Source organism: Streptomyces sp. A18 (genome assembly GCF_059026065.1).
This window is the reverse complement of record NZ_JBWLKL010000034.1, coordinates 24340-50749: the sequence shown is the minus strand read 5'-3', so window position 1 is coordinate 50749 and position 26410 is coordinate 24340. Positions and strand designations below refer to the sequence as shown.

The window sequence follows — 26410 nt, the reverse complement described above, 5'->3', positions numbered from 1 at the left end:
GCTCAGGCCAGGTGAAAGTACGCGGACAGACGCTCCATGCCCTGGTCGGGCGGGCGGTCGTCGGCGGTGAAGTAGCGGGACATGGATGCCTGCCAGCGGGCGTTGACCGGTTCGGCGTCCATGCCGGCGATTGAGGCCTCGAAGTCGGCACACGTCACGACGCCGACGACCAGACCGTCCTGCTCGCGGACAAAGAGTGAGTAGTCGCGCCATCCATGCCGGCGCAGGGCCTCGAGCATCTCGGGCCACACCGTGCGGTGGGCCTCCAGGTACTCGTCGACCAGCTCGGGACGCAGGTGCATCAGGAAGCACACGCGCTCGTCGTCGTTCACGGCCACCTCTCCGGGCGATGACTTCCGTGTCAATGAAGCGTTTCAACTCTGCGATGCGGAGACGCTGCCATGACGCATGGCGAAATACAAGGGCTCAACCGCAGATCGCTCCGGGCCGCAACCATCTCGTTTCATTGACGCTCGCAGACAGGGTGACTACCGTTACTCTCAGTTTTGATACGTTTCAATCATGTGCCCGGCGCCGAGGTATTCGTGGCCGTCGACCCGGGTGCCTCCAGCGGCCGGGTGATGTCCGGCGAAGTCGGCCCCGGCACACTGCGGTTGAGGGAAGCTGTCGCGACGCCCGCCACGGCACCGTGGTCGACGCGGACCACGAGGTTCCGCCGCTCGCCGACGGCCTCGACCACGGCATCGGCATAGTCTCCGAGCCCCGCGGAAGGCCGGTCCGACGGGAGGTCCGGGGCGACGGTCTCATGCCCCAGCGCGCGCAGCTCGGCCTCGAGCAGATGCCAGGACCAGCCGCTGTCGCCGCCGCCGTGGATGAGTACGAAGGTTGCCATTCCCCTTGTATACCCAGGAGTTGGCGCCCTCCGCCTTCTCCGGGCACTTCGACGCCGATCGGCCGTGACGGGAATGGTCGCACATCCGGGACATTGTCGAGGTCACGTCATGAACTGATGCGGCTTCCCTACGACGCTGGGCCCGGCCGGCAATCCTTGCCATCGTGATGACCCGTCAGGGAGCCGCAACCGGCCCCCGATGCGCGACCAGCACGCCACGCTCTGCCCGGCCCGCTCGGCCCACCCGGGCCGGCGTGCCACCACACAGAAACTCGGGGGAATCATGTCGATTCGCAGTCGGCTCACGCGCCGCGCGCAAGTCACTCTCATAGGCGTCACCGCCGGAGGTGTCGCGGCAGCCATCGCCGTCGTACCATCGCTCGCGGACAGCGCCCCTTCAGCGCCGTCGACGGCCGCCGCTCAGAAGGACAGGGGCTACGGGCCCGAGCCCGAGGCCGACAGCAAGCGCGTCACACAGCCCGGCGATACCTCGACCATGGCCACGGCCGCGCTCTCGCGCGACACGATGATCAACCGGGCCCGTACCTGGCTCACGGCCGACAACGGACGCCCCGTCCCCTACAGCATGGAGCGCAACTGGAAGGACGGTTACCGCCAGGACTGCTCCGGCTACGTCTCCATGGCGCTCGGGCTGGGCAAGCCCGGCCTGAACACCGTCGGTCTGGCGGATGCCCGAAACGGCGTCACCAAGCGACTCAGCAGCACGAGTCAGCTCACGAAGGGAGACCTGCTGATCGACTACAGCACCGCGGACGGCGATTTCCGCCACGTCGTGATCTTCGAGAAGTGGGCCAACACGTCGCACAGCGCCTACTGGGCCTACGAGCAGCGCGGCACCTACGGCACGACCCACCGGCAGCTCAAGTACGGGATCGGCAGCGACAACTACGACCCCTTCCGCCCTGTCAAGCTCAGTGGGGGCGGTGGCGGCGGCGAGCTCCCCTCCCCCAGCGTCTCCTGGCCGGTCCTGCAGAGCGGTTCCAAGGGTGCGGACGTGCGCTCCGCCCAGCAGCTGCTGACCGCACGGGGCTACACGGTCGACGCCGACGGCATCTTCGGCGCGAAGACCCGCTCCGCGGTGATCCGCTTCCAGAAGTCCCGGTCCCTGGCAGCTGACGGTGTCATCGGCCCCAACACCTGGTCCACGCTGGTCACGACGGTCAAGTCCGGCTCGTCCGGCCAGGCGGTCAAGGCGGCCCAGACCCAGCTGAAGGTCTACGGCTACGGTCTCACGGTCGACGGCAGGTTCGGCTCGAAGACGAAGTCGGCGACCGTCGCCTTCCAGAAGAACCATCGGTTGCAGGTCGACGGCATCATCGGCCCCAACACCTGGCGCACCCTGCTCGGCGCCCGCTGACACGAACGGTCCCGGCAACCGGCCACGGCTCCTTCCCGCTGCGCCCGCGGCGGGAAGGAGCCGTGGCTGTCTGTCCGCGCAGGCAGAACCGCACGGCCCGCCGCGGGGCTGTGGCTCGTAGATGCCCTCGTTTCTCTTCTCACCGCTGACACAGGCGGAATACGACAGCGGCCCCCGCTACGGCAGCAGGGCCCGCACCGCGCTTCGCGGTCCGGGCCCTGCCCTGTGTGGTGCCGCCCTGCGGCGGCGGTGTGTCAGCTCTGTGCGGCGGTGTCGTCGCCCGTCTGCCCGGCGTTCTCGGCTGCCCCAGTCTTCTCGCGCATCTTCCGCACCAGCTCCGCCTTCTTGTCGGCGGCACTCTGGCGGTCGAGGTTGCGGTGCGGGCCGTTGTTCTGCCGTTCGGCGCGGGACAGCTTCTTGCGCTGGCCGCCGCCCATACCCACGGGGTTGTTGATGTTCTTGCTCACGGGTTCTCCCGGAATGAAGTGAAGTGATCTACGGATTCATCGGTGGGGGACGGGCGCGGCGACGTCGAAAGACGTCAGCAGGGGCCCATCACGCTCTCACTCGTAAATCAGCGTCTGGAAGAACATGACCCATACGGTACCCGGTCCCACCGGCCCCGCACACCAAGATTTCCGGCACGCGCCGATGGTCGGCTCACATGAGGAGTTTCGCGAGCAGGGCCATCTCGGTGGGTGGGTCGATCACCGGCTGGATGAGGAGTTCGTCGACGCCCGCCTGTTCCAGGGTGGCGATGCGGGCGAGGAGGTCGTCGCGGATGCCGACCAGGGCTAAGGCGTTCATCAACGAGGGCAGGACCAGGTCCCGGTCCTGCGGTGTGATGCGTCCGAGGTAGTTGGGATAGAGCTTGGTGTGCCGGTCCGGCGCGGTGGCGGTAGTGCCGCGCCGGTCGAGCAGGAGCCGCACCGCTTCGCGTTCCTCGGGACCTAGTTGCTCGGCGAAGGCAGGTGTGTCGGCGGCTGTGTCGGCGGCGAAGGCCAGCAGCGACAGGACGAGGTGGCCCGTCGCGTCGCGGGCCGCGTCGCCGTGGGGGTCCTCGTCCTCGTCGAGCAGGTGGAGTGAGGTGACCACGTAGGAGTTGTAGGAGTTGCAGGAGTCGTAGGAGTCCGCCCCGGGCTCCGTGTGGGAGTCGGGATCCCGGGGTGCATCCCGAGCGGCATGGCGGCGGTTGTCGCGCAGCGCGTGCCAGGCGGTGGGGTCCAGCAGGCCGAAGGAGATGAGGCCGGTACCGCGGCGGCCGGCAACAGCGGCGGCCTTCGGCCCGAGCAGCGCGGCCACGACGAACTCGATCGGGTCGGCGGTGTTCACATGCGCCCCGGCGTGCAGGAAACGGATGTCGCGGACCCGACTCCCTTCGCGGTACTCCGTCGAACGTCCGGCGCACAGGTCCTGCAGTGCGCCGGTGAAGTCCTCCAGGCTGGCCGCCGTGGTCGGCCGCATGCCCAAGGTGCGCCGGGCGGTGTTTCCGGTGCCGACTCCGCAGATGATCCGGCCCGGTGCCAGGGCGTTGAGGCTGGCGAGCCCGCTCGCGGCGGCCGGGGCCGAGCGCAGCGCCGGTGAGGTCACGCCGATGCCGAGTCTGATGCGGCTTGTGGCCTTCGCACACAGGCTCAGGGCGACGAAAGGGTCACCGTGGGCCATGGGGGTGTCGTTGACCCAGAAGCTGTGCAAGCCCAACTCCTCGGCCCTTAGGGCGAGTTCCTCCACACCGGGCTGCGCGGCGACAACGACGCCTGCACGCATCAAACCTCCAAGGTGTGAGGATCGAATCGAACCTGCTCAGCATGGCAGGTTCCGGCGTGGGGTCGTTGCGTTGCGGAGTCGCGAGATTACACAGCGCCACCAGGCGGGTGGCCGTGCCTGCCCAGGCGTGCGGCCCACCCGGCCGTAGCGAGGTGACGATCACTCCGCCGATCTGGAATTCTTGCGCTGATTGGCGTTGAAGCGCGCCTTCTTCTGGCGATTCCCGCAGGTGTTCATGTCACACCATTTGCGGGTGCGGCTTTGACTGAAGTCGAAGAAGGCGGCTTGGCACGTCGGTGATGCGCACAGGGCCAGCTTCCCGTCTCGTTCGCCCGCGATGATGCTGATCGCGTCGGCGGCGATCACACTGAGGGCATCTTCCACGCGGGAAGCCGAACTGAGCCGCCATCGCCGCTCGCCCTCGGGCGTCAGGATCGCTGCGGCCCGGCCCTGAGCGCTGCAGTCATTGATGACTTGGACAGCAGACGCGGGGAGAGCCTCCTGGGTCGCGGCCGCTGTCGCCGCGGCGTGAATCGACTCCCTCAGTTCCCGGGCGTGGTCGAGCTGGGCGGTGGTGCAGGAGTCCACGGCGAGGCCGTTCACCGCCAGCCAGTCGACGAGGCGGTGCGGAACGGGAATGCGCTCCACGGTGTCGCCATGACGCTCCGACAGCGTCCCCGTGAAGCTGGTCGCCAGCACGGTACCGAGGCGGAAGTCAGGGAAGCCGGCACGCATGGAACCACCTTAGCCGGTTGCAGCGCGACTTGAAGGACTGCTAGAACCGTCTTAGCCGGTTCGCGACAGATCGTAGCCGGTTCCGCGACGGCCAGGAGGTCCTCATGCCCCGTCCCACCAGCGACGTGCAAGCATTTGAAACCCACGCGTCCGACGCTGACCTCGACGATCTGCGCGCGCGACTGGCCGCGGCGCGACTGCCGGAGGCCGAGACGGTCCATCGCGCCGCGCCCGGCCCCCGCCGATGGGAGCAGGGCGTGCCGCTCGCCGACCTCGTCGAGGTCGTGAACTACTGGCGCACCGGGTACAACTGGCGGTCGTTCGAAGAGCGCCTCAACCAGCTCGGCCAGTTCCGCACGACCATTGATGACCTGGGAATCCACTTCCTGCACCGCCGCTCCGCGCGCGCAGATGCCACGCCTCTGCTCTTGACCCACGGCTGGCCGGACAGCATCGCGCGGTTCATCGATGTCGTGGGCGAACTGGCAGACCCGAAAGATGCGGGCGCGCCGGCGTTCCACGTCGTGGTCCCGTCGCTACCCGGCTTCGGCTACAGCGACAGGCCGGCCACCACCGGGTGGGGAACCGAGAAGATCGCGGCCGCATGGGTGGAACTGATGGGAAGGCTCGGCTACGGCACGTTCGCAGCGCACGGCGGCGACTGGGGAGGCAACATCACCACGGTCCTCGGCGGCAGGTTCCCTGAGCATGTCCTCGGCATCCACACCACGTTCGCGGAGGCGCCACCCGGGATGACAACGGACGGGCTGACGGCGGTCGAGCGCAAGTGGACCGAGGAAACCCGCGATTTCTGGAGCCACCGCGCGGCCTACGCGAAGCAGCAGGCGACCCGCCCGCAGACCATCGGCTACTCGCTCGTCGACTCACCGATCGGGCTTCTCGCCTGGATCCTCGACAAGTTCGCCGAGTGGTCAGACACCGAGGACAGCCCGTTCGAGACGATCTCCCGAGACCGCATTCTCGACGACGTCACCCTGTACTGGCTGACGCGGACGGGCGCATCGGCGGCCCGCATCTACTACGAAAGCCACAACTCGCTCGACCCCGAACTTCGGGTCGACGTCCCCTCAGCACTCACCATGTATCCCCGCGACGTCGAGAAGTGTCCGCGCCCCTGGGCACAGGAGCGGTACCGCCAGATCGTCCGATGGAACTCGCCCGAGAAGGGGGGACATTTCCCGTCGTTGGAGGTTCCCGAGTACTTCGTCAAGGATCTGCAAGCGGGACTCGCGGCAGTGCTGGCCGCTCATCGCTGAGCGCGACGGTAGGCCGTCGCCTCGACTCGCCTGAAACGCCCGGCGACAAGCGCCGTGCGTCGTGCGTCGTGCGTCGTGCCCAGGCTGCCGAGAACTCCGGAGGTTGGTGTCCGAGGGGCGTATCAGGCGCGGTCGTGGAGCGTGACTTGGTAGCCGTCGGGGTCGGCGAAGGTGAATGTCCGGCCGAAGGGGCCGTCGATCGGTGCGGAGACGATGGTGTGCCCGTCGGCGACGAGAGCATCGTGGATGGCCTGGACGTCTGTGGCGTGGAGCCAGATCGCGGCACCGATGCCGGGCTGAGCAACGGATGCCAGATCGGTGCCGGGAAGGACGTCGCGGAGTGCGAACGCGATCGGCTTCGTCTCGAAGACGACGGCGTGCGGAGGTCCGGCCTGCGAGCGGACGAGGCCGAGGTACTGCTCGTAGAACGCCTGCGAAGCGTCGAGGTCGCGCGCCTGGAGCGAGATGAAGTCGGGGCCGGTGACGGGCATGATGATGCTCCTTCTCTTCATGTCAGATTCCTGACACAGATCAATGTATGTCAGACTTCTGACATGAGTCAAAAGGGTGACGGCGTCGACCTGGACAAATCACTGGGCTACCTGCTGAAGGAGGCTTCGAGCGCCCTGCGCGCGGCCATGGAGGAGGTGCTGCGGCCACTCGGGATGACCGTGACGCACTACTCCTGCCTCGAGTTGCTGGCCCAACGGCCGGGCTTGTCGAATTCCGAGCTCGCGCGTGGCGCGTTCGTGACGCGGCAGTCGATGAACGTACTGCTCCAGGCCCTGGAACGAGACGGCTACGTGACCAGGCCCGCGGAGGCGCCGGTCGGCAAGGTTCTTCCCGCGCAGCTCACGCCTCGCGGCCGACGGAGCCTGGAGAAGGCGAGTGTCGCGGTCAGGTCCGTCGAGGTCAGAATGCTGGCAGGCATGTCCGAGACCGAACAGGCAGGCGCGTTCCGGATTCTGCGGAGCATGATTCATTCCCTGCGCGATGCCGACGACGGTGCCTAGTTCGTTCCTCGGTGCACGTCTCGCCGCGCCCCTGCTTCAGGTCGTCGCACTGCGGCTGGTGGCGATCTCTCGCAGCAGTTCCATGACGGCTCGGGCACGGGGGGTCTGTGTCACTCCCTGCACCGTTGCCAGTTTCAGTTCCAATGGCGTCCGTCCGTCACTGAGTTCCAGCTCCACGACCTCGCCGCCGCCGTAGGTCTGCCCGGTGGCCGGACGCTGATTGAGCACCGAGTAGCCAAGGCCGTTGGCCACCATGGAGCGGACGGTCTCATAGCTCTGCGTGCGGTACCGCACGTCGGGTGCCGTACCGCTGTCCGCCACGAGCGCGCGGAAGTAGTCGCGCGTGTAGGGCAGGTCGAGCAGGACCAGGGGCTCGGCAGTCAGTTCGGCCAGCTCTACCGTGCCGCGGCCTGCCAACGGGTGTCCGGCATGGACGATGGCGTAGGCCGGGAAGCGGGCGATCGTCTCCCCGTGCATGCCCGGATCCGCGGACAGCCCGAGGTCGTAGGTGAGGGCGAAGTCGATGCGTCCCGCGTGCAGCGCCTGCAGCAGTTGCTCGGCCTCCGCCTCCACCACGTCGATCTCGATGGCCGGGTAACGGCTGGTGGATTCGCTGAACAGGGCGGGGAGGTAGAACGGCGCCAGGGTGACGAAGCATCCTACGGTCACCGGTCCCGACAGGATCTCCCCGCTGCCGCGCGCTTCCCCTTCGACCTCACGCGCACGGGCAAGGAGCTCGCGGGCCTGGTGCTGGAGCCTCTCCCCCGCCGGTGTCAGGATCAGCCCACGGCCCCTTCGGCGGATGAACAGTTGCACCCGCAGGTCGTGTTCAAGGTTGTGGATGGCGGTGGACACCGCGGACTGCGCGATGTTCAGCTCGGCCGACGCCGCCGTCATGGAACCGCGCTCCGCCGCGACGAGGAAGTAGCGGAGCTGAACGAGGGTGAAGCCCACCGGTGACGTCATGTGTGATCCCTGCGCCTTGCCATCCGTATCCGGCCTCGACCTTATGTCGCCGTGTCCAGCGTGGGCTCGTGGGACGGGGCGGACACCTCGCCGGGCACCTCCCCGGACACCTGCTCGGGCACGTCCTCGGGCACGTCCTCGGGGCGCAGCAAGGTGGAGCCCACGGTTTCCCGGAGGGACAGGGCTGCGACGAGCCCGACGGCGGCGAACACCATCAGGTAGAAGCCGGGCAGCAGCGTGCTGCCGGTCGCCGAGATGAGCACGGTCATCACGTAGGGCACCGTGCCTGCGAAGAGGGCGGCGGTGATGTTGTACGCGATGGACAGGCCGCTCTGGCGAGTGCGGGTGGGGAAGATCTCCGCCGACCACACCGCGTAGGTACCGAGGATCGCCGCCAGCACCACGCCGAGCAGCAGACCCGCGATCCAGGTCCCGGCGAGCCCGGTGCGCATGAGGAGGAAGGCGGGGGTGGAGGCGGCCAGGAGGGCCGCTGTCGCCCCGACGAAGACCGGCTTGCGACCGACGCGGTCGGACAGGTGGCCGAACACCGGGACGAGCACGAGCCCCAGCAGCGAGATCACGGTGGTCAGCAGGGCGGCGCTGTCGGCCGACTGCCCCAAATGGTCGGTCTGGTAGGTGACCAGGTACGTCAGCACGGTGTAGAAGGGCACGTGCATGGCGGTCATCAGACCCGCCGCCTGGAGGAGCTGACGCTTCTCCGAGCGGAGCAATTCCCGGACGGGGCTGCGCGGGACGGCGTCGTTGGCTTCCAGTGACCGGTACTCGGGGGTGTCTTCGATCTTGTTGCGGATGATGAAGCCGATGATGCCCAGCGGCGCGGCGATGAGGAAGGGGATGCGCCAGCCCCAGGAGGTCAGCTGATCGTCGTCGAGCCCCGCCGACAGCAGCAGGAACACGAACGAGCCGGCGAGGAAGCCCAGCAGCGAGCCGACCTCCAGCCAGCTGACCCCGAATCCGCGACGGCGCCTGGGGGCACTCTCGGCCAGGAAACTGGCCGCGCTGCCGAACTCGCCGCCCGCGGCGAAACCTTGTATCAGGCGCAGCACCAGCAGGAGTACCGGGGCAGCGATGCCGATCGTCTCGTAGCCGGGGAGCAGGCCGATTCCCAGGGTCGCACCGGACATCATGAAGATGACCAGTGACAACGTCCGCTTGCGGCCGATTCTGTCGCCGAGCGGTCCGAGGACCATGGCACCGATGGGCCGGATACCGAACGACACGGCGAACACCCCGAACACGGCGAGCAGTCCGGTGGTGCTGTCCTCAGCCGGGAAGAACACGGTCGCCACGGTGCCGGCGAGATAGGCGTAGGCCGCCCAGTCGAACCAGTGCACGAACACGCCGATGGCGCCCGCGGCGACACTGGTGCGCAAGGCGACCACGTCGGTGGCCACCTCGACCTCGGTCGTCGTGGCGCCGGTGTTAGGGGTGGGCATGGCGCGCCTCCTTGGGGATGAGGGAGAAGAAAGGGGCCGGAGCTGTACGAATGCGGGTGCGGGTGCGAACGGGTGCGGGTGCGGCCGGAGTCTGCCGTCAGAGCGTGGGCAGGCCGGTCAGGGACGCTGGGCTGGTGAGCACGTTCAGTTCCGCCTCCGTGAGCAAGTCGCGCTCACGTATGAGGTCCAGCGCCGGCCTGCCGGTGTGGTGGGCCTCCAGGGCAAGGGCGCAGGCCATCTCGTATCCGATACTGGGACTGAGCGCGGTGACGAGACCGGTGGAACCGGCGACGATCTCCGCGAGCCGGGGGCGGTTGGCGGTGATGCCCCGCACGCAGTGCTCGGTGAGGACTCCGATGCCGGCGGTGAGGTGGTCCAGGCCGGCGCTCAGGCACCGGTAGATGATCGGCTCGAAGGCGTTGAGTTGGAGCTGCCCGCCCTCGGCGGCGAGGGTGACGGTCACGTCGTTGCCGATGACCTCGAAAGCGATCTGGTTGACCGCCTCGGGGATCACCGGATTCACCTTGCCGGGCATGATGGACGATCCGGCCTGACGGGCGGGCAGGCTGATCTCACCGAATCCGGCCCGCGGCCCCGATGACAGCAGACGCAGATCGTTGCAGATCTTGGAGAGTTTCACGGCGACGCGTTTGAGCACGCCGGACAGCTGCACGAACACCCCTACGTCCTGGGTGGCTTCGATCAGGTCAGGCGCGGACACCAGCGTCCCCAGTCCCGTCAGCCGGCGCAGGTGCTCCACCGCGCGCTCCCGGTAGCCCGGACGGGCGTTGAGGCCGGTACCGATCGCCGTGCCACCGAGGTTGAGTTCGTGCAGCAACAACCTGGCCTCCGCCAAACGCAGTTCGTCCTCGGCAAGGGTTGCGGCGAACGCCCCGAACTCCTGGCCCAGCGTCATGGGCACAGCGTCCTGCAACTGAGTGCGGCCCATCTTCAGTACGTCGGCGAACTCGGCGCCCTTCGCGGCGAATGCCTCACGCAGAGCGGCGAGCGCGGCCAACAGTTCGCCGATGTGCGCGTCAAGGGCCAGCTTCACCGCAGTCGGGTATACGTCGTTGGTGCTCTGTCCGAGATTGACGTGGTCAAGGGGGTGCAGTGAGAGGTAGTCCCCGCGGGTGCGTCCGAGCAGTTCCAGGGCGCGGTTGGCGATCACCTCGTTGGCGTTCATGTTGGTCGACGTGCCGGCGCCGCCCTGGATGAGGTCGACGACGAAGTGATGGTGCAGCGCGCCGTCGCGGATCTCGGCGCAGGCCTCGCCGATCGCCGTGGCCAGAGTGCCGTCCAACGCGCCCACTTCCGTGTTCGCACAGGCTGCTGCGTGCTTCACGGCCACCAGCGCACGGATCAGATGGGGGCGGGAGGCGAGCGTCTCCCCGGTGAGGGGGAAGTTGACCACTGCGCGGGCGGTGTGCGCCCCGTAGTAGGCACCCACCGGGACATCGACGTCACCCAGCATGTCGTGCTCGGTCCGAAGCGGCGATCGCCCCGTCATGTTGGTGCTCCCCCGCCGGACACAGCCCGGTCGATACCGGTCCAGGCCAGCGCGACCGCCCCGTCGAGCAGGGCCCGCTGCGCCTGTCCGCCCACGCAGAACGCGGCGAACTCGTGCTGGTGGTTGGTGGCGGGCAGCGAGCCGATCCCGATGTAGGGATGGATGGCCGGAACCACCTGGGAGACGTTGCCCATGTCGGTGGAGGCGCGGTTCATCCGGGCGGCCTGACCGGGAGGCGCGAATGTACGGCCCAACGCGACGGCGTTGCGGCGGTAGTTGCCCAGTGCCGTCTCGTCGGTGCGGAACTCCGCGTAGGGCTTGCTCTCCGCCTCGACCTCAAGCGTGGATCCGGTCGCCAGAGCCCCGGCCTCGAAGGCCCTCATGACACGTGGCTCGAGCTCGGCCAGCTCGGCGAGCGTCTCGGCCCGTACGTACCAACGTCCGGTCGCCAGCTCGGGGATGGCGTTCGGGGCGCTGCCGGCATGGGTCACCACGCCGTGCACCCGGGCCGAGGCCGGCAGCTGCTGGCGGAGCAGGCCGATGGCGACCTGGGCCACGGTGAAGGCGTCGGCCGCGTTGATCCCGGCTTCCGGGTAGGCCGCGGCGTGCGCCGACTTCCCCGTGTAGGAGATCTTGGAGTGGCTGACCGCGAACGGGCGGGCCTCGGCGACGTCGACCGGCGCCGGATGCACCATCATGGCGAGGTCCACTCCCCTGAACGCCCCGCGGTCGAGCATCTCGATCTTGCCTCCGCCGCCCTCCTCGGCGGGTGTGCCGTAGACCTCCACGGTGAGGCCGGCGTCGTCGGCGACGGCGGTCAGGCCCAGCGCGGCGCCGACGGAACTCGCCGCGATGAGGTTGTGCCCGCAGGCGTGACCGAGACCGGGCAGCGCGTCGTACTCGGCGCACAGCGCGATCCGGGTGGGGCCGCTGCCGAACCGTGCCGAGAACGCCGTTTCCAGCTCCAGGTAGGACGAGGTGACCTCGAAGCCGGCGCCGTCCAGGAGTTCCGGCACAGAGGCGGCGGCGCGGTGCTCCTCCCAGGCCGTCTCCGGATCGGCGTGCAGGCGCTCGGAGAGAGCGATCAGCGCGTCGGCATGCCGGTCGATCTCACTGCGTGCGGCCTCGTGCAGGCTGCCCATCACAGGTCCCCGGGGACGCCGTACGAGGGTGCGGCCGCGGGGTCGAGTCCGCGGCGCACATAGTCGTCGCGCTGCGGCAGCCAGACGCCGAGCAGCTCCGCGAGCCGGTCGACAGGGTCATCGGCCCAGTCCACCCGCAGGTCGGTCACCCGCCAGTCCACGTCCGCGACGACAGCCAGGCCCGCGGAGCGCACCGGCCCCGCCTCGCCGCCCGCCGCCACGGCGGCCAGCAGGGCGGCGATCAGACGCTCTTCCATGTCGCCGGTGGTCTGCGCGTAAGTGTCGAGAAGTACCTGCGGTATGTGCTCGCCGGACAGCATGTTGCCCGCCGCGACGGCGCCGTCCGCGGTGGCCGACGCGTACGTGCCCAGCGTCCCCGCACCGCTGTAGGCGAAGCCGGGGCCGGAGCGGCCCAGCACTGTCAGCTGCCGGTGGCCGATGGTCTTCGCGTTCCGCGCCGCACTCGTGACGTCGGTCAATGCGCGCTGCGCATCACCGTGTTCCGCCAGTCCGGCCAGCAAACTCGCACCAAGGGAGGGGTCGGTGACGTTCTGTGAGGCCGCCGCGCCGACGCCGGGCTTGAGATGGACGACGCGGGCCGCGACCGCGGGGCTCGACGAGCTGACCGCGATACCGAACCGCTCACCATCGCGTACTACCAGGGAGAACGTCATGCCTGCTCCTCCTTGGGGATCACCGCGACCGCGTCGATCTCGCACAGCCACTCCGGGCGGGCCAGCGCCGACACCACCAGGCCGGTGGAGATGGGGTGCACGCCCTTGGTCCAGCGGCCCACCGTGCGGTACACGGCCTCCCGGTAGCGCGGGTCGATCAGATAGATCGTCAGTTTGACCAGATGCTCCATGCGGCTGCCCGCTTCTTCGAGCAGCAGCTTGATGTTGGCCATCGCCTGCTCAGCCTGGGCCTCGGGGTCCCCGACCCCGACCGACTCGCTGGTGTCGAGGTCCTGGCCGATCTGGCCGCGGACGTAGACGGTGTCACCGGCCACGACGGCCTGACAGAGGTCGTTGGAGAGATTCTGCTCGGGATAGGTGTCGCGGGTGTTGAACGGCCGGATCCGGGTGTGCCCGCCGGCGACGATCGGGGCCGTATGCCCTCGGCCCTCGTGCGTGGATGTCATCAACTGCTCCTCAGTTTCCCTGTGCCGACTGCGCTGCGCCGGGCCGCTCGGCGGTGCCATGGGCGAGGTAGCCCCGCCGGGTGGTGATGTGGTCGGCGATGTACCGGGCGTCGTGCCAGACACCCCAGATGAAGCTCGACCCGCGACGGGAGAGCCAGGGAAGGCCCAGGAAGTACACGCCGGGTTCGCAGGACACGCCTCGCCGCTGCTTCGGCCTGCCCTTCTCGTCGAACGTGTCGGCCTCGAGCCAGCTGTAGTCGGCGGCGAAGCCCGTCGCCCAGACGATCGAGGTGACGCCGGCTGCGGCCAGGTCGAGCTCGAGACGGGGGTCGGTCACGCACTGCGGGTCCGGGCCCAGGACGTGGGCCCGCGGCTCCTCGGGGAGATCGAGCCCTTCGCGTTCGACGAACTCGTCGGCCGCGTGGAGGAGTTCGAGGTACTTGGCGTCGCCCAGCTCGATGTTCGTGGCGAGATCCGGTGCGAAGCGCAGTACACCGTCGTCGTAGGACCCGGTCATGCCGACGAGCTCGATTCCGTCGGCGGCCAGGGCACGGAAGTCCACGGTGTGGCCGCCGCGGGCGCCGCTGACCGCGATGGTGACATGTTCGGCGCCCTGGGGAGGCGTTTCCGCGTCCCAGCGCCCGAGCACACCGAGCCACCAGCAGAAGTCACGTTCGCGGTACTGGCGGGGCGGGCGGTCGTGCGGGCCGACGGAGAGAAGGACCCGGCGACCGGACCGGCGCAGCTCGTCGGCGATCTGGACCCCGGAGGAACCGGCCCCGACCACGAGGACCGCGCCCTCGGGCAGCTGCCCCGGGTTGCGATACCCACTGGAGTGGATCTGCACGGGGACGGCGCCGTCCGGGACGATGGGCGGTATCACGGGCCGTTGGAACGGTCCGGTCGCCGCGACGACGAAGCGCGCGTCGATGGAACCTTCCGACGTCTCGACGCGGAAGCCCGGCCGACCGACGTGCTTGCGTACGGAGGTCACCTCGACACCGCACCGGACCGGAGCACCGATCTTCTCGGCATACGCCACGAAGTAGTCCGCGACCTGCTCCTTCGAGACGAAGGCATCGGCCTCGACCCCGGGGAACTCCAGTCCCGGGAACCGGTCGTGCCACGCGGGCCCGTTGGCGACCAGGGAGTCCCACCGCTCCGAGCGCCATCGCTCGGCTATCCGGTGGCGCTCCAGAACGACGTGCGGTACACCATGGGCGCCCAAGTGCTCACTCATGGCCACGCCTGCCTGACCCGCCCCCACGACGACAACTTCAGTCTCTTCACTCGGCACTTCAGCCTCCACTCATGCGGCGGTCCATCCCGGTGTCGTGTCGACCGGGCCGCCGCATGAGAATCCTGGAGCGCGTCTGAAGTACTGTCCAACAGATGTTTTAGTTGCAGGCGATCTGTTTTTCAGATTCAGCAGCCGCCTCAGTGGCGTGTCGGGTGCGGGACGCCAGCGCGTGACCCACCGTGCCGATCAGCAGGAGGGCGCCGACCGTGCCCAAGGTGAAGACCTCGAACGACAGTTGAGAGACCCCCCAGACCTCCTGGAAGTCGTAGGGGATGGCGAGGGCCGCCTCCAGCGTCCCCGGGAAGAGCGCCGCCCACGAGCCGACCAGGATCCAGGCGTACACGAGCCCCGCACAGACCATGAACCCCGGTGTCCCGAACGGCACTCGGTAGGGACGTGGCACCTGCGCATGGCGCACCCGCAGCACCACCAGCGCCGGCACGATCGCCAGATAGGACAGCAGCAGAGTGGTCACGGCGACGGTGAGGACCACACCGAAGACCGCCGCCGCGTCCCCCGCGGCCAGCCGCATCGCGGCCAGCATGAAGAGCGTCGCGATGACCCCGGAGAGCATGTTCGTCCGGACCGGGGTGCCGAGGCGCGGGTGGAAGGCGCCCAGGGAGCGGCTGAAGAACCCGCCGTCCGCCGCGGCCATCGCCTGCATCCGGTCGCTGACGATCATCCACGCGCTGCCCTGCGTGAGCAGCGCGAAGACGAACATCACGGCGACGGTGGTGAGGGCTGCGCCGCTCGCAGGACCGTAGATGTCGAAGACCATCCGGGCGCCCTCCATGAAGCCGCCGATGCCGGTGACCTCGCCTGCCGGTACGACGGCCAGGATCGCGAAGACCGGCAGGAGGTAACAGGCGGTGGCGATCGCGGCCGAGCGGCCGAGCGCGCTCGGCACGTCGCGTTGCGGGTCGTGCATCTCCTCGCCCGCCGCGTTGGGCGCCTCGAAGCCGACGTACGCGAAGAGCAGGACCGGGACCAGGGTGAGGAAGCCAGCGGTGGTCGGCGGGAAGGAGGCGGAGTCGAGGCCACGGAAGCCGTGCGCCATGCCGTACGCGAGGGCTGTGCCGGTGAAGACCGTGAGCGCGAGGACCTTCACTGCCGCACCGGCTGTGGTGATCCACTTGCCGCGGCGCAGGGAGACGACGGCCGTCAGGATCGCGATCCAGATGAAGACGAGCTTGAAGGTGTAGTCGGCGGGTGTGCCCCGCCCGAGTGGCAGGACGAAGCCGTCCCAGGTCTCGGCGGCGATGAAGACGAGGGAGCCGCCGAGCCAGATGGGGTTGGTGACCCAGTAGAAGAGCGTGGTGAGTGCGGCCGGCAGGCGGCCGAAGGCCCGCTTCACCCAGACGTACGGGCCGCCCTCCTGCGGAAAGGCGGCGCCGGTCTCGGCGAACAACAGCGCGTACGGGATGAGGAAGAAGAGGGCGATCGTGCCGGTCCAGGTGACTGCCTCACCACCTCCGGTTGCGATCTGTCCGATGGTGTCGAAGGAGATGACGGCGGCGACGCCCATGGCCGTGATGTCGAAACGGCGGAGACTGCGGCGGAGGTGAGGGGTTCGGAGCTCGGGCTCTGCGGGGGACGGCTTGTCGGGCACGGTCGGTCCTTGGGGCTGGGGTGGGCAGGGACGTACGTACGCGTGGGGGTGATGGTGCGTCAGGTGGGAGGTGGGAGGTGGGGGCGTGCGGGCCATCGCACGGGATGGGGACGTCCCGCTGATATGCCCACGGGCCCGCTGCACGGGGGCAGGGGAAGCCCCCGCGCAGCTGCCTCACCCCCCGCGCCATGTCAGCCCGCGGAGCGGATCTCACCGGTCGGGAGCGTGCGTTCCAGGACCGAGCGCAGCGCCGTCGCCGCTTCCTTCGCCTCGCCCTCCGTCATGATCAGCGGCGGCGACAGGACCAGGCTGTGCGCCGAGTCCCGGACGATCACACCCGTCTCGCGGCGTATCACGTCGTGTGGCATCCGTGCGGGGTCCAACGGCAGCGCAGTACGCGACGTACGGTCCGTGACCAGCTCCACCGCGAGCATCATCCCGACCGAGCGGATCTCGCCGACGATCGGCAAGTCGCCCAGTGCGGCGTCGAGTTCACGGTGCAGGAAGTCACCCATCGTCACCGCCCGCCCCAGCAGCCCCTCCCGCTCGATGATGTCCAGGTTGGCCAGGGCCACCGCGGCGGCGACCGGATGGCCGTTGTACGTGTAGCCCATCGGGAAGCCGTGGTCCAGGAGCAGCGCCTCGGCGACGTGGTCGGCGACCAGGAGCGCGCCCAACGGGATGTAGCCGGACGTGATGCCCTTCGCCGTGGTGATGATGTCGGGTGTCACGCCGAAGTGCTGGGCGGCGAACCACTGGCCCACCCGGCCGTACGCCGTCACGACCTCGTCGAAGATCAGCAGGATGCCGTGCCTGTCGAGGACTTCGCGGACCCGCGGCCAGTAGTCGGCGGGCGGGACCAGCATGCCGCCGACGCCCATGATGGGCTCGCCGATCATCGCCGCGATGTTGCCGGGGCCGATCCGCGCGATGCGCTCCTCCAGTTCCTGGATGAGGAAGTCGGTGGGGTCCTGGCCCTCGTACAGGTCCGTCCGGTAGGGCCACGGCGGCGTCAGGTGCGAGACGTGCGGCATCATCGGGGCGAACCCCTCGTGGTAGACGGAGAATCCGGTGGCCGATCCGCCTCCGTAGCCGATGCCGTGGTACGCCTTGTCGCGCGCCAGGATCCAGGTGCGCGAGGACTCGCCGCGCCGGTGGTGGTAGTAGCGGGCCATCTTGATGGCCGCTTCGTTGCCCTCGGAGCCGCCCGATGTGAAGTAGACGTGGTTCAGCTCCTGAGGGGCGAGGGAGGCCAGGCGGGCCGCCAGCGCGATGGCGCGGTCGTTGGAGAACTCCCAGAAGCTGGTGAAGTACTCCAGCTGCTTCATCTGGTCGTAGGCGACCTGGGCGATCTCCTCGCGGCCGTGTCCGATCTGCGCCAGCCACAGCCCGCCCGTCGCGTCGAGGTACGAGCGGCCCTCGGCGTCGGTGAGCCGGCAGCCGGAGCCGCCGGTCATGATGACGCGCTCCTCCGCGGTGCCGGGAAGGTAGGGGTGGATGATGTGCGCCCGGTCGGTAGCGGCGAGTTGTGCGTGCGTGAGCGGGGTGTTCATGGTCGTACGTCCTTTCAGGGGGCGTCGGTTGGAGGTGCCGTCATGTCGATGGCGGCAAGCGCCAGCGCCTTGGCCGTGGCCACCAGGTCGCTGATCTCGATGTATTCGTCGATGGTGTGGAGGGTTGGGGAGCCGTCGGGGCGGGTGGCCGTCGGGCCGATGCAGGCGGCCGGCGTGCCGCCTAGGCGCGTCAGCGTCGCCGCGTCCGTCCAGGACGGCTCGCCCAGCAGCCGGGGTGTACGGCCCAGTGCGGTGGCGGACGCGGTCAAGGCCCGCACCAGCCGGTGCGTGGGCGGCACTTCCGCGGGCGGGAGTTCGGTCTCCCACGCGAAGTGGGGCGGGTTGGCCGTCAGCCAGCCGTCATTGGCGCACGCGTCGCGTACGGCACGCTCGATGTCGCGGCGTACCCGGCTCGCCCAGCCGCCGCCGTCCGCCTGCACCGGCAAGTAGGTGACGTCGAGGGCCACTTCGCATGCCGCCGGATACGTCACCCACCACTCCCCTCCCTTGATGGTGGTCGGCACGATCGACGGCGGAGGCAGCAGCGGATGGACGTGTGAGGGGTCCGCTGCCCAGCGTTCGCGCAGCCGCTGGAGGGCGGCGAGCACCGGCATCGTCTTCTCGATGGCATTGACCGCGCCGCCGGTACGCCAGTCACCCGGCGGATACTCCGCATGCCCAGGGCGGCCCGCGACCGTGACCGTGCCGCCGAGGATGCCGCGCTGGGCGATGACCACGTCGAGGTCGGTCGGCTCGGGGACGATCGCCGCGTCGGCGCGTACGCCGTGGCCGACGCACGCGAGGGTGCCCGCTCCGTTCCACTCCTCGTCGGTCGCCGTGTTGATCAGGAGGTCGCCGGGCAGCTCGATGCCGAGCGCGGCGAGCGCCTCCGCGGCGACGACGGCCGCCGCGATGCCGCCCTTCATGTCGCAGGTGCCGCGCCCGTACAACCGTCCGTCGCGCACCTCGGCACGGAAGGGGTCGCTCGCCCATTCCCGCTCGGGTTCGGCGGATACGACGTCGATGTGGCCGTTGACGAGGAGTGAGCGGCCGCCGCCCGTGCCCGGGAAGCGGGCGACGAGCTGTGGGCGGCCGTCGAAGCCCAGGCCGGGCGGCGTCTGCGGGGATCGGGGCAGGTCGCCGGGCTTGGGCGTGAAGACGTCGACGGTGGCACCGGCGGCGCGCAGGCGGTCGGCCAGGTGTTCTTGGAGGTCGGCCTCGTCGCGCGCGGGTTCGGCGGCGTCGCCGCGCACGGTCGTGTCGAAGGCCACGAGGTCGGTGGTGAGCCGGATGAGGTCGTCGGTCCGCCGGTCGATCTCGGCCAGGACGTTCGCGGTGGTGGTCATGCGTAGGCGATCCAAGTCGTCTTCAGGCCGGTGTACTTGTCGAAGGAGTGCAGGGACAGGTCGCGCCCGTAGCCCGACTGCTTGAAGCCTCCGAACGGCGTCGCGGTGCTGAGCGCGTCCACTGTGTTGACCGAGACCGTTCCGGCCCGCAATGCGTCGGCGACGCGGTGCGCGCGGGAGAGGTCGCCCGTCCAGACCGAGGCGGCAAGGCCGTACGGCGAGTCGTTGGCGATACGGACCGCGTGCGTCTCGTCGGTGAAGGGGAGCACGGCCAGTACGGGTCCGAAGAGCTCCTCACGGGCCACCGGTGCGTCGGGCCCGAGACCGGTGACGACGGTCGGATCCAGGTACGCGCCCTCCCGGGCAGGCCGCGTACCGCCGCACGCCAGGCGCCCGCCGGAGTCGGCGAGGGCGGCGACGATACGGGTGACTTGCTGCTCGTCGACGAGCGGGCCCAGACGTGTGGCCGGGTCGAGCGGGTCACCGGGGACGTAGGCGGCCGCGTGCTCGACCACCCTGGCGGTGAACTCGTCGGCGATCGAAGCATCCACGAGCAGACGGGTGTTGGCGGAGCAGACCTGGCCCGCGTTGTAGAGGAAGCCCCAGGCGGCGCGTTCGGCGGCGGTGTCGAGGTCGGCGTCCGCGAAGACCAGGTTGGGGCTCTTGCCGCCCGCTTCGAGCCACACCTGCTTCATGTTCGACTCGGCCGCGTAGGACAGGAATCGCTTCCCGACGGCCGTCGAGCCGGTGAAGACGAGCGTGTCGACGTCGCCGTGCAGCCCGAGCGCCCGCCCCGCCGTCTCGCCCGGCCCCGGAACGACGTTCAGTACGCCGTCGGGCAGGCCCGCCTCGGCCGCCAGCTCCGCCAGGCGCAGCGCGGACAGCGGGGACTGCTCGGCGGGCTTGAGTACGACGCTGTTGCCGGCGGCCAGGGCGGGCGCGAGCTTCCAGGTGGCCAGGTCGAGGGGGAAGTTCCACGGGACGACGGCGCCCACGACGCCCAGCGGGGCGCGGCGGACGACCGCGAGGTTGCCGGGCGGGGTCGGTGCTACCTCGTCGTACAGCTTGTCCGCGGCCTCCGCGTACCAGGCGAAGCAGCCGGCGGCGCCGGGCACGTCGCTGCCGTACGACTCGGTGATCGGCTTGCCCATGTCGAGCGTGTCGAGCAGCGCGAGTTCACGGGCGTTCGCCTCGATGAGCTCGGCCAGGCGCAGCAGGACGCGTTTGCGCGCGGAGGGGTCCGCGCGTGACCAGCGGCCGTCGTCGAAGGCGCGGCGGGCGGCGCGTACCGCGGCGTCGATCTCCGGCGCGCCGCCATCGATGACCTGTGCGGTCGCCTTACCGGTGGCGGGGTTGACGGTGGCGAAGGTGGCGCCGTCCGACGCGTCGGTCCAGCGGCCGTCGATGAAGGCGCGGGTGCGGAAGTCGAGGGCGGCGGCGTGCTGCCGCCAGGTGGCGCAGGTGTCCGTCTCGGTCATGGGGCGGGTACTCCGGAGGTCGGGGCGGGAGAGGTCTCAGGTGCCTCTGCTGTGGATTGACGGGCGGTCAGGCGGACCGCGAGCAGGTACGCCGGGACGGTGACGACCAGTCCGGCGATCCAGCCGAGGTCGGTGTCGCCGAGGGCGTGGGCGAGCGGCCCGGTGTAGAGGGACTGGGCCATGAACGGGATCTCGGCGAGGATGCCGAGGGCGTAGACGGCCAGCGCGGTCACGTTCCAACGGCCGTAGATACCTCCGTCCTTGGCGAAGAACGACGCCACGTCGTACTGGCCGTGGCGGACCAGGTAGAAGTCGACGAGGTTGATCGCGGTCCACGGGATCAGGACGTACTGGAGTACGTAGATCAGGTTCAGATAGCTGGCCATGAAGGAGTCGGCGAGCGCGAGGGCGAGCACCACCGACAGCGCGGTGAGTGCGCCGCCTATGACGGCCCGGCCCGTGGCGCGCGGCAGCCACCGGTGCGCGAAGGTCTGCACGGCGGTGACCGCGCACAGCACCGCGCCGTACAGGTTCATGGAGTTGGTGAGCATCGTGACCAGCGCGAAGCTCCACAGGGTGATCTGGCCGAGCGGAGAGCCGAGCAGGTCGCTCTGCGCCGCGATCGGGTCCTCCCCGCCGGCCAGACCGATGGCTGCGCCGACGACCATCGGGATCAGGCTGCCGAGTACGCAGCCCGCGTACGTACACCAGAGGGTGGAGCGGATCCCGGCCTTGTCGGCGGGCATGTAGCGCGAGTAGTCCGAGACGTAAGGGGCGTACGCGATCTGCCAGAGCGCACCGACCGACACCATGCCCAGGAACCCGGCGAGGCTGAAACCGCCGCGGTCGAGGAAACCATCGGGCAGACCGCCGAAGAGCAGCCAGGCGGCACCGGCGAGTTGCACGGCGCCGAAGACCCAGCTGGTGAGCGCGCCGATGCGGTGCATGAGCCGGTAGCCGACGACGGCCACGACCAGGCTGACGAGCGCACCGAGGACGACTCCTTCGTCGCGCCCGACAGCGGGAGCCACTTCATTCAGCGACTGGGCGCCGACCACCAGATTGGAGGCGAAGAAGCCCTGGTACATGACGATGACGACCAGAACGACGGCGAGCGCGCCCACCGACCCGAACTGCCCGCGGCTCTGGATCATCTGCGGCACCCCGAGCTGCGGGCCCTGCGCCGAGTGCAGCGCCATGAGGAAGCCGCCCCCGAGATGTCCCACGAGCAGGGCAGCCAGACTCCACCAGAAGGAGAGCCCGAAGGCCGTTGGAGCAAGCGCGCCGGTGACCACCGTGAGCGGTCCCAGGTTCGCGGAGAACCAGATGGTGAAGAGGTCGCGGGTGCGGCCGTGTCGTTCCGATGCGGGGACTGCGTCGATGGTGCGGCGTTCAAGGACTGGCTCAAGGTGCGGTTCCAGGCGCGGTTCCAGGTGTGGCTCCGTGCTCTTGCGGGGCATCTGGCCACCTCCGTCGTTCTTTGACGGTGGATTCAAACAATGGGTTCAGTGGCCGTCAATGGCTTGAGTTCAGAAACTTGCATTATTTGAATCGAGTAGCAGAGAATCGATGCCATGGGGAGACCGAAGAACCAGACGGCACGCCGCGAAGCCCTCGTCGACGCCGCGGGACGCGCGATCGCGGAACGAGGGCTCGAAGGGCTGCGCCTCAAAGACATCGCGGCCGAGGCGGGGATGTCGGCGGGCTCGGTCCTGTACTACTACCCGGAGATGGGCGAGCTGGTCCTGGAGGTGCACCGGGGCGCCGTCGAGCGCTACCTCGCCGCCCGCCAGGACCACACGGACGGCGTCGCCGACCCCGTCGAGCGGCTGCGCGCACTGATCGGCGGCGGCCTGCCGACCGGGCCGTCCGACCCGCAGCACAGCCTGCTGTACGAACTGCACCGACGCGCGGACCGCAGCGTCGGGCACGCCGCACTGATGGCATCGCTGTTCGCGCGCGAGGCCGCGCTCTACACGACGGTGCTCGAAGTCGGCGCGACAGCAGGGGCGTTCGCGCTCACGGAGTCACCCACCGACGTCGCCCGCAATCTGGTGGCGCTGGAGGACGGGTACGGCCTGCACATCGTCAGCCGCAACACGCGACTGACGCCGGACGAGGCACGCAGACTGATCCTGGGGTACGCGCGGGTGGTGACGGGTTGTGCGGAACTGTGAGCGGTCTGATCGCCTCGGCGCACCTTGCGGACGAGCCGAACCGGGCAGTCGTCCACGAGCTTTCACCCAGGGCAGGGCCCAGGGTGACCGAGCGTGGCAGTGACTCGGCCCGTCTACTTCACCTTTCAGCCGCGCTGGTGAAGTGGCGGGGCGGGCGCGCGCACCACAACAAGGCCGCGTAGGGCCAGCGGCTCCGGGCTTGGGCAGCCATGGGCGACGACGTACGCAGGTGGGACCACGTCTTGTCCGAAGCCGCACGTCGGGGCCGGGGCATCGTAGGGCTCAGCGAATGGGCTGAGCTGAGCGCCAGGAACGAGATTGGGAGCACGCGCGAGCTGCTGAGCGTCGACATGCGGACATGGACAGCGATGTGCGGCGGTAACAGAATTCGCCAGAATGCTTCTCCTGATTCATGCGGGGCTGGTGGGCTGACCGCGCTCAACTCACCGATCACAGGAGGCGCGCGTGAATCTCGTCGTCAACGGCGATGCGGAGAGCGGGTCCGGCGGCACCGCCGACCCCGTCTCGAAAGTCCGCGGCTGGAACGTCACCCAGGGAGCCCCGGCACTCATCGCCTACAGCCTCGGCGGCGGCTACCCGACCACGTCGGACCCCGGCCCCGCCCGCCGTGGCAGTCGCTTCTTCTCGGGCGGCGACAGCCCCCGCACCACGCTGATGCAGGACATCGCCCTGCCCAGGAGCGGTCCGACCGGACGCCGCGCCATCGACGCGGGCAAGGTCCGCTACACGCTGGCCGGCTGGCTCGGCGGCTTCGCCGGACAGGAGGACGGCGCGCGCCTCTCCGTGGAGTTCCGCGACGCCAAGGGCACCCCGGTCGCCCTCAGCGTCCTCGGCCCCGTCGGCGCAGCAGACCGGCAGAGCAAGACCGGACTACTGGAGCGCACGGCCGAGGCCGCCGTGCCGCCCACCGCCCGCTCGGCGCGGCTCCTGCTCGTCTTCACGCGCAGCGGCAGCGGCACCTCCAACGACGGCTACGCGGACGCCCTTTCCCTCACCCTCAGCGCCACCGGAGGCCGCCGATGACCGTCAACCGCCGTGACCTGCTCAAGTCCGCCGCGGCCGTCGGCGGGCTCAGCCTCGCCTGGCCGCTCGCCCCGGGCCTCACCCCGGCGCAGGCCCGTGAGGCCGCCGAGAACCTGGGTGCCGACTACGACCCCGCACCCTTCACGCTCGGCGTCGCCTCCGGTGATCCGCAGCCGCACTCCGTGGTGTTGTGGACCAGACTCGCGCCCGAACCGCTCGCCGCCGAGCAGAGGCTTCCCGAGGTCGTCGAGGTCGAGTGGATTGTCGCCGAGGACGCCCGGCTACGCCGCGTCGTCGCCCGCGGCACGGCACCCGCGTCGGCGACGCTCGGCCACAGCGTGCACGTCCCGGTGAGCGGCCTCGCTCCGGGCCGGCACTACTGGTATGCCTTCAAGGCACTCGGAAGGACCAGCCGCGTCGGGCGTACGAAGACTGCGCCCAGCGGCCGCGTCTCCAAGGTCACCTTCGCGGCCGCCAACTGCCAGGCGTTCCACGACGGTTTCTACGCAGCGCACCGCGGCATCGCCCGTGAGAAGGTCGACTTCGTCGTCCACCTCGGCGACTACATCTACGAGCACGGCCAGGTCGGCGGCGTACCCGAGACGCATGTGCGGGACCACGACGGCCCGGAGATCCTCACGCTCGCCGACTACCGCAAGCGGCACGCCCTCTACAAGGGCGACAAGTCGCTGCGTGAGGCGCACGCCGCCCACCCGTGGTTCCTGACCTGGGACGACCACGAGGTCGTCAATGACTACAGCGGCACCGGCGGCGGCGCCCCGTTCATGCGGCGCCGCGCTGCCGCCTACCAGGCGTGGTTCGAGCACATGCCGCACCGCGACTCCTTCGGCGGGTCCGCGCTGCCCGACCCGGAGATCCACCGGGTGCGGCGCTGGGGCGACCTGCTGGAGCTCGCCGTCCTCGACCTGCGCTCGTACCGCTCGGCGCAGAACCTGCCTGACGGCACGATCCTGGGCACCGAGCAGAAGGCGTGGCTGAAGAAGACCGTCGACCGTGCCCCCGACGCCTGGCACATATGGGCCAACTCGATCATGCTGAGCCAGCTGAGGGGCCGCCCTGGCGGCTCGTACATGTTCACCGACCAGTGGGACGGCTTCCTCGCCGAGCGCAAGGAGGTCCTCGGGCACGTGCACGACAGCGGTCTGGAGGACCTGGTCGTCATCACCGGTGACTGGCACTCGGCGTTCGTCGACGACATCCGCACGGACTTCGACGAACCGGAATCCCCGTTGGTGGGAACGGAGTTCACCGCACACTCGGTGACATCCGGTGCGTACTCCGCGGACTGGAACGCGGCCAACGGCCCCCTGATGGGCAAGGCCAATCCGCACCTGAAGTACTTCGAGGGCAACCGGTACGGCTACGACGTGTACGAGGTGACGCCGGAGCGCTTCAGCGCGCACATGCGGGTCATCGGCGACCGCCGCGACCCGCAATCCCCCATCAGCACGCTGACGACGTTCCATGTGGACCGGGGCAAGGCCGGGTCCTACGAGGACGAAGACACCAAGGGGTCGCCCGCGCAGTACCGCAGGGACTGACACCTGGCACCTGGATGTGTCCCGGCCCGGGAGGCCGGGGCACATCCAGGTGCCGACCAGTCGAGCGGGCGACTGCGGGCCACAGCTGGGAGTGGACCGCGCGGATCGTTGCCCGCCTATGCTGTGGCCAACTCCTCCTACGAGGCAAGCGGTTGAGCGGTTGGCAGCACGGCGACCAGCAGACAGACGAGAGCCCGGCGAAAATCGAGTACGTCAAACGGTGCTCTCCGGCAAGGGTTCAGGAACCGGCCGCTCGACGAGTCGAGCGGAGTTGAGTGCGCAGGGCAGGCAGCCGGGCACAGTCTTCAGACTCAACCAGGCCCTCCCCCAGCGCCAGGAGCGACAGGAGCCGCACCGGCCGGTCGGCCATGGCTGCGGCCTCCAGTTTGTGGTGGCCGTCGAGGAGGAAATGCGTCAGGCCCCAGTGCCGGTAGTGGTCGACCGGGAAGCCGGACGCGCGTTCGCACACGTCCAGCGTTGACACCGCCACCGCCGTCGGAACCGTTCCCTGGCCCATGAGTTCGACGTATTCCCGCACTCGTTCCCTGGCGTTCCACGTCGGGGGAACCATGGGCACGACGAACTCATAGAGGTGCCCGGAAGCGTCGACCGCGGTCTCGAAGGTCCGGTAGTACGGCGTGTGCGGGGACTCCGGGAGGCCCCAGAACTGGTCGAGCCCCCACGTGGCCACCTGCTCGCTGCTGAAGTAGTCGCCTTCCTGGCCGGGGACGATCAGCCGGGGCTCCACGCCGAGCAGCACCGGAAGGTACTCGCCCTGCGGCAGCAACGCACCGAACGCATCGATCACACCGTCGTCGTCCGGGTCGGTCAACGGGCCCCTGAGCCGCTCCTGCACACTCTCCAGCGACAACGTCTGCCGGGCGGTCTCCAACCGGCGGAACAGGAACGGGCATGTGCCGCACCAGAAGCTGAGTTCAAAGGCAGGCTCTCCGTCGACCACGAGCAGCCTGCGCCCCGGCCCGCCCCCGGTATCCCGCTGCTCCGCCTCGAAGCGCAACCGCGCGTCGGGGTCCGGGACGCCCAGCCTGCGCGGCTCGCCGAACGTGATCATCACGGACAGACCGTACGGGACGCGGCGGAC

At 69.4% G+C, this 26410-nt stretch carries 25 protein-coding genes; 6 read left to right on the top strand and 19 right to left on the bottom strand.

Annotated elements, in window-relative coordinates; translation table 11 throughout:
• Positions 1-2: 2 nt before the first annotated feature.
• Together AC5P1C_RS34340 and AC5P1C_RS34335 are read right to left on the bottom strand one after the other, a co-directional pair.
• Positions 3-332, bottom strand: coding sequence for an L-rhamnose mutarotase (locus AC5P1C_RS34340; RefSeq protein WP_493869891.1), 330 nt, complete (start codon positions 330-332; stop codon positions 3-5).
• A gap of 188 nt (positions 333-520) precedes the next feature.
• Entirely contained in the window at positions 521-853 is a 333-nt protein-coding gene (locus AC5P1C_RS34335; protein ID WP_493869890.1) for an alpha/beta fold hydrolase, read from the bottom strand.
• A gap of 283 nt (positions 854-1136) precedes the next feature.
• On the opposite strand from AC5P1C_RS34335, the gene AC5P1C_RS34330 reads away from it, so the two are divergent.
• Positions 1137-2231: a peptidoglycan-binding domain-containing protein gene (locus tag AC5P1C_RS34330; protein WP_493869889.1), complete on the top strand. Its 1095-nt coding sequence runs from the start codon at positions 1137-1139 to the stop codon at positions 2229-2231.
• Between the two features lie 254 nt (positions 2232-2485).
• Here the strand turns inward: AC5P1C_RS34330 and AC5P1C_RS34325 are convergent, their stop codons facing one another.
• From AC5P1C_RS34325 to AC5P1C_RS34315, 3 genes are all read right to left on the bottom strand, one after another.
• Positions 2486-2698 (bottom strand): DUF6243 family protein, encoded by a 213-nt coding sequence (locus AC5P1C_RS34325; RefSeq protein ID WP_493869888.1) that lies wholly within the window; start codon positions 2696-2698, stop codon positions 2486-2488.
• Between the two features lie 193 nt (positions 2699-2891).
• A complete protein-coding gene (locus tag AC5P1C_RS34320; protein ID WP_493869887.1) occupies positions 2892-3998 on the bottom strand; it encodes an LLM class flavin-dependent oxidoreductase in 1107 nt (368 codons plus the stop codon).
• A 159-nt stretch (positions 3999-4157) separates the two neighbouring features.
• Positions 4158-4733, bottom strand: a complete 576-nt coding sequence (locus AC5P1C_RS34315) for a CGNR zinc finger domain-containing protein (RefSeq protein ID WP_493869886.1) — start codon at positions 4731-4733, stop codon at positions 4158-4160.
• 104 nt (positions 4734-4837) lie between these two features.
• On the opposite strand from AC5P1C_RS34315, the gene AC5P1C_RS34310 reads away from it, so the two are divergent.
• On the top strand, positions 4838-6010 hold the full coding sequence (locus AC5P1C_RS34310) for an epoxide hydrolase family protein (RefSeq protein ID WP_493869885.1): 1173 nt from the start codon (positions 4838-4840) through the stop codon (positions 6008-6010).
• A gap of 122 nt (positions 6011-6132) precedes the next feature.
• Here AC5P1C_RS34310 and AC5P1C_RS34305 read toward each other — a convergent pair whose 3' ends face one another.
• Entirely contained in the window at positions 6133-6501 is a 369-nt protein-coding gene (locus tag AC5P1C_RS34305; protein WP_493869884.1) for a VOC family protein, read from the bottom strand.
• A gap of 63 nt (positions 6502-6564) precedes the next feature.
• Between AC5P1C_RS34305 and AC5P1C_RS34300 the strand changes: the two genes are divergently transcribed.
• Positions 6565-7023 carry a MarR family winged helix-turn-helix transcriptional regulator gene (locus tag AC5P1C_RS34300; protein ID WP_493869883.1) on the top strand — a complete coding sequence of 153 codons (459 nt, stop codon included), beginning with the start codon at positions 6565-6567 and terminating at the stop codon, positions 7021-7023.
• Positions 7024-7059: 36 nt separating this feature from the next.
• Here the strand turns inward: AC5P1C_RS34300 and AC5P1C_RS34295 are convergent, their stop codons facing one another.
• The 12 genes from AC5P1C_RS34295 to AC5P1C_RS34240 form a co-directional block, all read right to left on the bottom strand.
• Positions 7060-7989, bottom strand: coding sequence for a LysR family transcriptional regulator (locus tag AC5P1C_RS34295; RefSeq protein ID WP_493869882.1), 930 nt, complete (start codon positions 7987-7989; stop codon positions 7060-7062).
• A 41-nt stretch (positions 7990-8030) separates the two neighbouring features.
• A complete protein-coding gene (locus AC5P1C_RS34290; protein WP_493869881.1) occupies positions 8031-9446 on the bottom strand; it encodes an MFS transporter in 1416 nt (471 codons plus the stop codon).
• A gap of 97 nt (positions 9447-9543) precedes the next feature.
• Positions 9544-10956 (bottom strand): aspartate ammonia-lyase, encoded by a 1413-nt coding sequence (locus AC5P1C_RS34285; protein ID WP_493869880.1) that lies wholly within the window; start codon positions 10954-10956, stop codon positions 9544-9546.
• On the bottom strand, positions 10953-12098 hold the full coding sequence (locus AC5P1C_RS34280; RefSeq protein ID WP_493869879.1) for a M20 family metallopeptidase: 1146 nt from the start codon (positions 12096-12098) through the stop codon (positions 10953-10955). Before AC5P1C_RS34280 ends, AC5P1C_RS34285 begins: the two co-directional genes overlap by 4 nt.
• Positions 12098-12772, bottom strand: coding sequence for a DUF1028 domain-containing protein (locus tag AC5P1C_RS34275; protein WP_493869878.1), 675 nt, complete (start codon positions 12770-12772; stop codon positions 12098-12100). Before AC5P1C_RS34275 ends, AC5P1C_RS34280 begins: the two co-directional genes overlap by 1 nt.
• Complete coding sequence (locus AC5P1C_RS34270) at positions 12769-13239, bottom strand: RidA family protein (protein ID WP_493869877.1); 471 nt, start codon at positions 13237-13239, stop codon at positions 12769-12771. Before AC5P1C_RS34270 ends, AC5P1C_RS34275 begins: the two co-directional genes overlap by 4 nt.
• Before the next feature lie 10 nt (positions 13240-13249).
• Positions 13250-14536, bottom strand: coding sequence for a flavin-containing monooxygenase (locus tag AC5P1C_RS34265; protein WP_493869876.1), 1287 nt, complete (start codon positions 14534-14536; stop codon positions 13250-13252).
• Between the two features lie 100 nt (positions 14537-14636).
• Complete coding sequence (locus tag AC5P1C_RS34260; RefSeq protein WP_493869875.1) at positions 14637-16148, bottom strand: APC family permease; 1512 nt, start codon at positions 16146-16148, stop codon at positions 14637-14639.
• 191 nt (positions 16149-16339) lie between these two features.
• Positions 16340-17701, bottom strand: a complete 1362-nt coding sequence (locus AC5P1C_RS34255) for an aminotransferase family protein (RefSeq protein ID WP_493869874.1) — start codon at positions 17699-17701, stop codon at positions 16340-16342.
• 14 nt (positions 17702-17715) lie between these two features.
• The gene (locus AC5P1C_RS34250) at positions 17716-19047 is read right to left on the bottom strand and encodes an ArgE/DapE family deacylase (RefSeq protein WP_493869873.1); all 1332 of its coding nucleotides are present in this window, start codon (positions 19045-19047) and stop codon (positions 17716-17718) included.
• Positions 19044-20525 (bottom strand): aldehyde dehydrogenase, encoded by a 1482-nt coding sequence (locus tag AC5P1C_RS34245; protein WP_493869872.1) that lies wholly within the window; start codon positions 20523-20525, stop codon positions 19044-19046. Before AC5P1C_RS34245 ends, AC5P1C_RS34250 begins: the two co-directional genes overlap by 4 nt.
• On the bottom strand, positions 20522-21985 hold the full coding sequence (locus AC5P1C_RS34240; protein WP_493869871.1) for a purine-cytosine permease family protein: 1464 nt from the start codon (positions 21983-21985) through the stop codon (positions 20522-20524). Before AC5P1C_RS34240 ends, AC5P1C_RS34245 begins: the two co-directional genes overlap by 4 nt.
• Positions 21986-22099: 114 nt before the next feature.
• Between AC5P1C_RS34240 and AC5P1C_RS34235 the strand changes: the two genes are divergently transcribed.
• From AC5P1C_RS34235 to AC5P1C_RS34225, 3 genes are all read left to right on the top strand, one after another.
• Positions 22100-22702: a TetR/AcrR family transcriptional regulator gene (locus AC5P1C_RS34235; RefSeq protein ID WP_493869870.1), complete on the top strand. Its 603-nt coding sequence runs from the start codon at positions 22100-22102 to the stop codon at positions 22700-22702.
• Between the two features lie 465 nt (positions 22703-23167).
• Positions 23168-23746, top strand: a complete 579-nt coding sequence (locus AC5P1C_RS34230) for a phosphoesterase (RefSeq protein ID WP_493869869.1) — start codon at positions 23168-23170, stop codon at positions 23744-23746.
• Positions 23743-25308, top strand: coding sequence for an alkaline phosphatase D family protein (locus AC5P1C_RS34225; protein WP_493869868.1), 1566 nt, complete (start codon positions 23743-23745; stop codon positions 25306-25308). The genes AC5P1C_RS34230 and AC5P1C_RS34225 overlap by 4 nt, the downstream gene beginning before the upstream one ends.
• A gap of 238 nt (positions 25309-25546) precedes the next feature.
• Here AC5P1C_RS34225 and AC5P1C_RS34220 read toward each other — a convergent pair whose 3' ends face one another.
• Positions 25547-26380: a hypothetical protein gene (locus AC5P1C_RS34220; protein ID WP_493869920.1), complete on the bottom strand. Its 834-nt coding sequence runs from the start codon at positions 26378-26380 to the stop codon at positions 25547-25549.
• Positions 26381-26410: the final 30 nt, after the last annotated feature.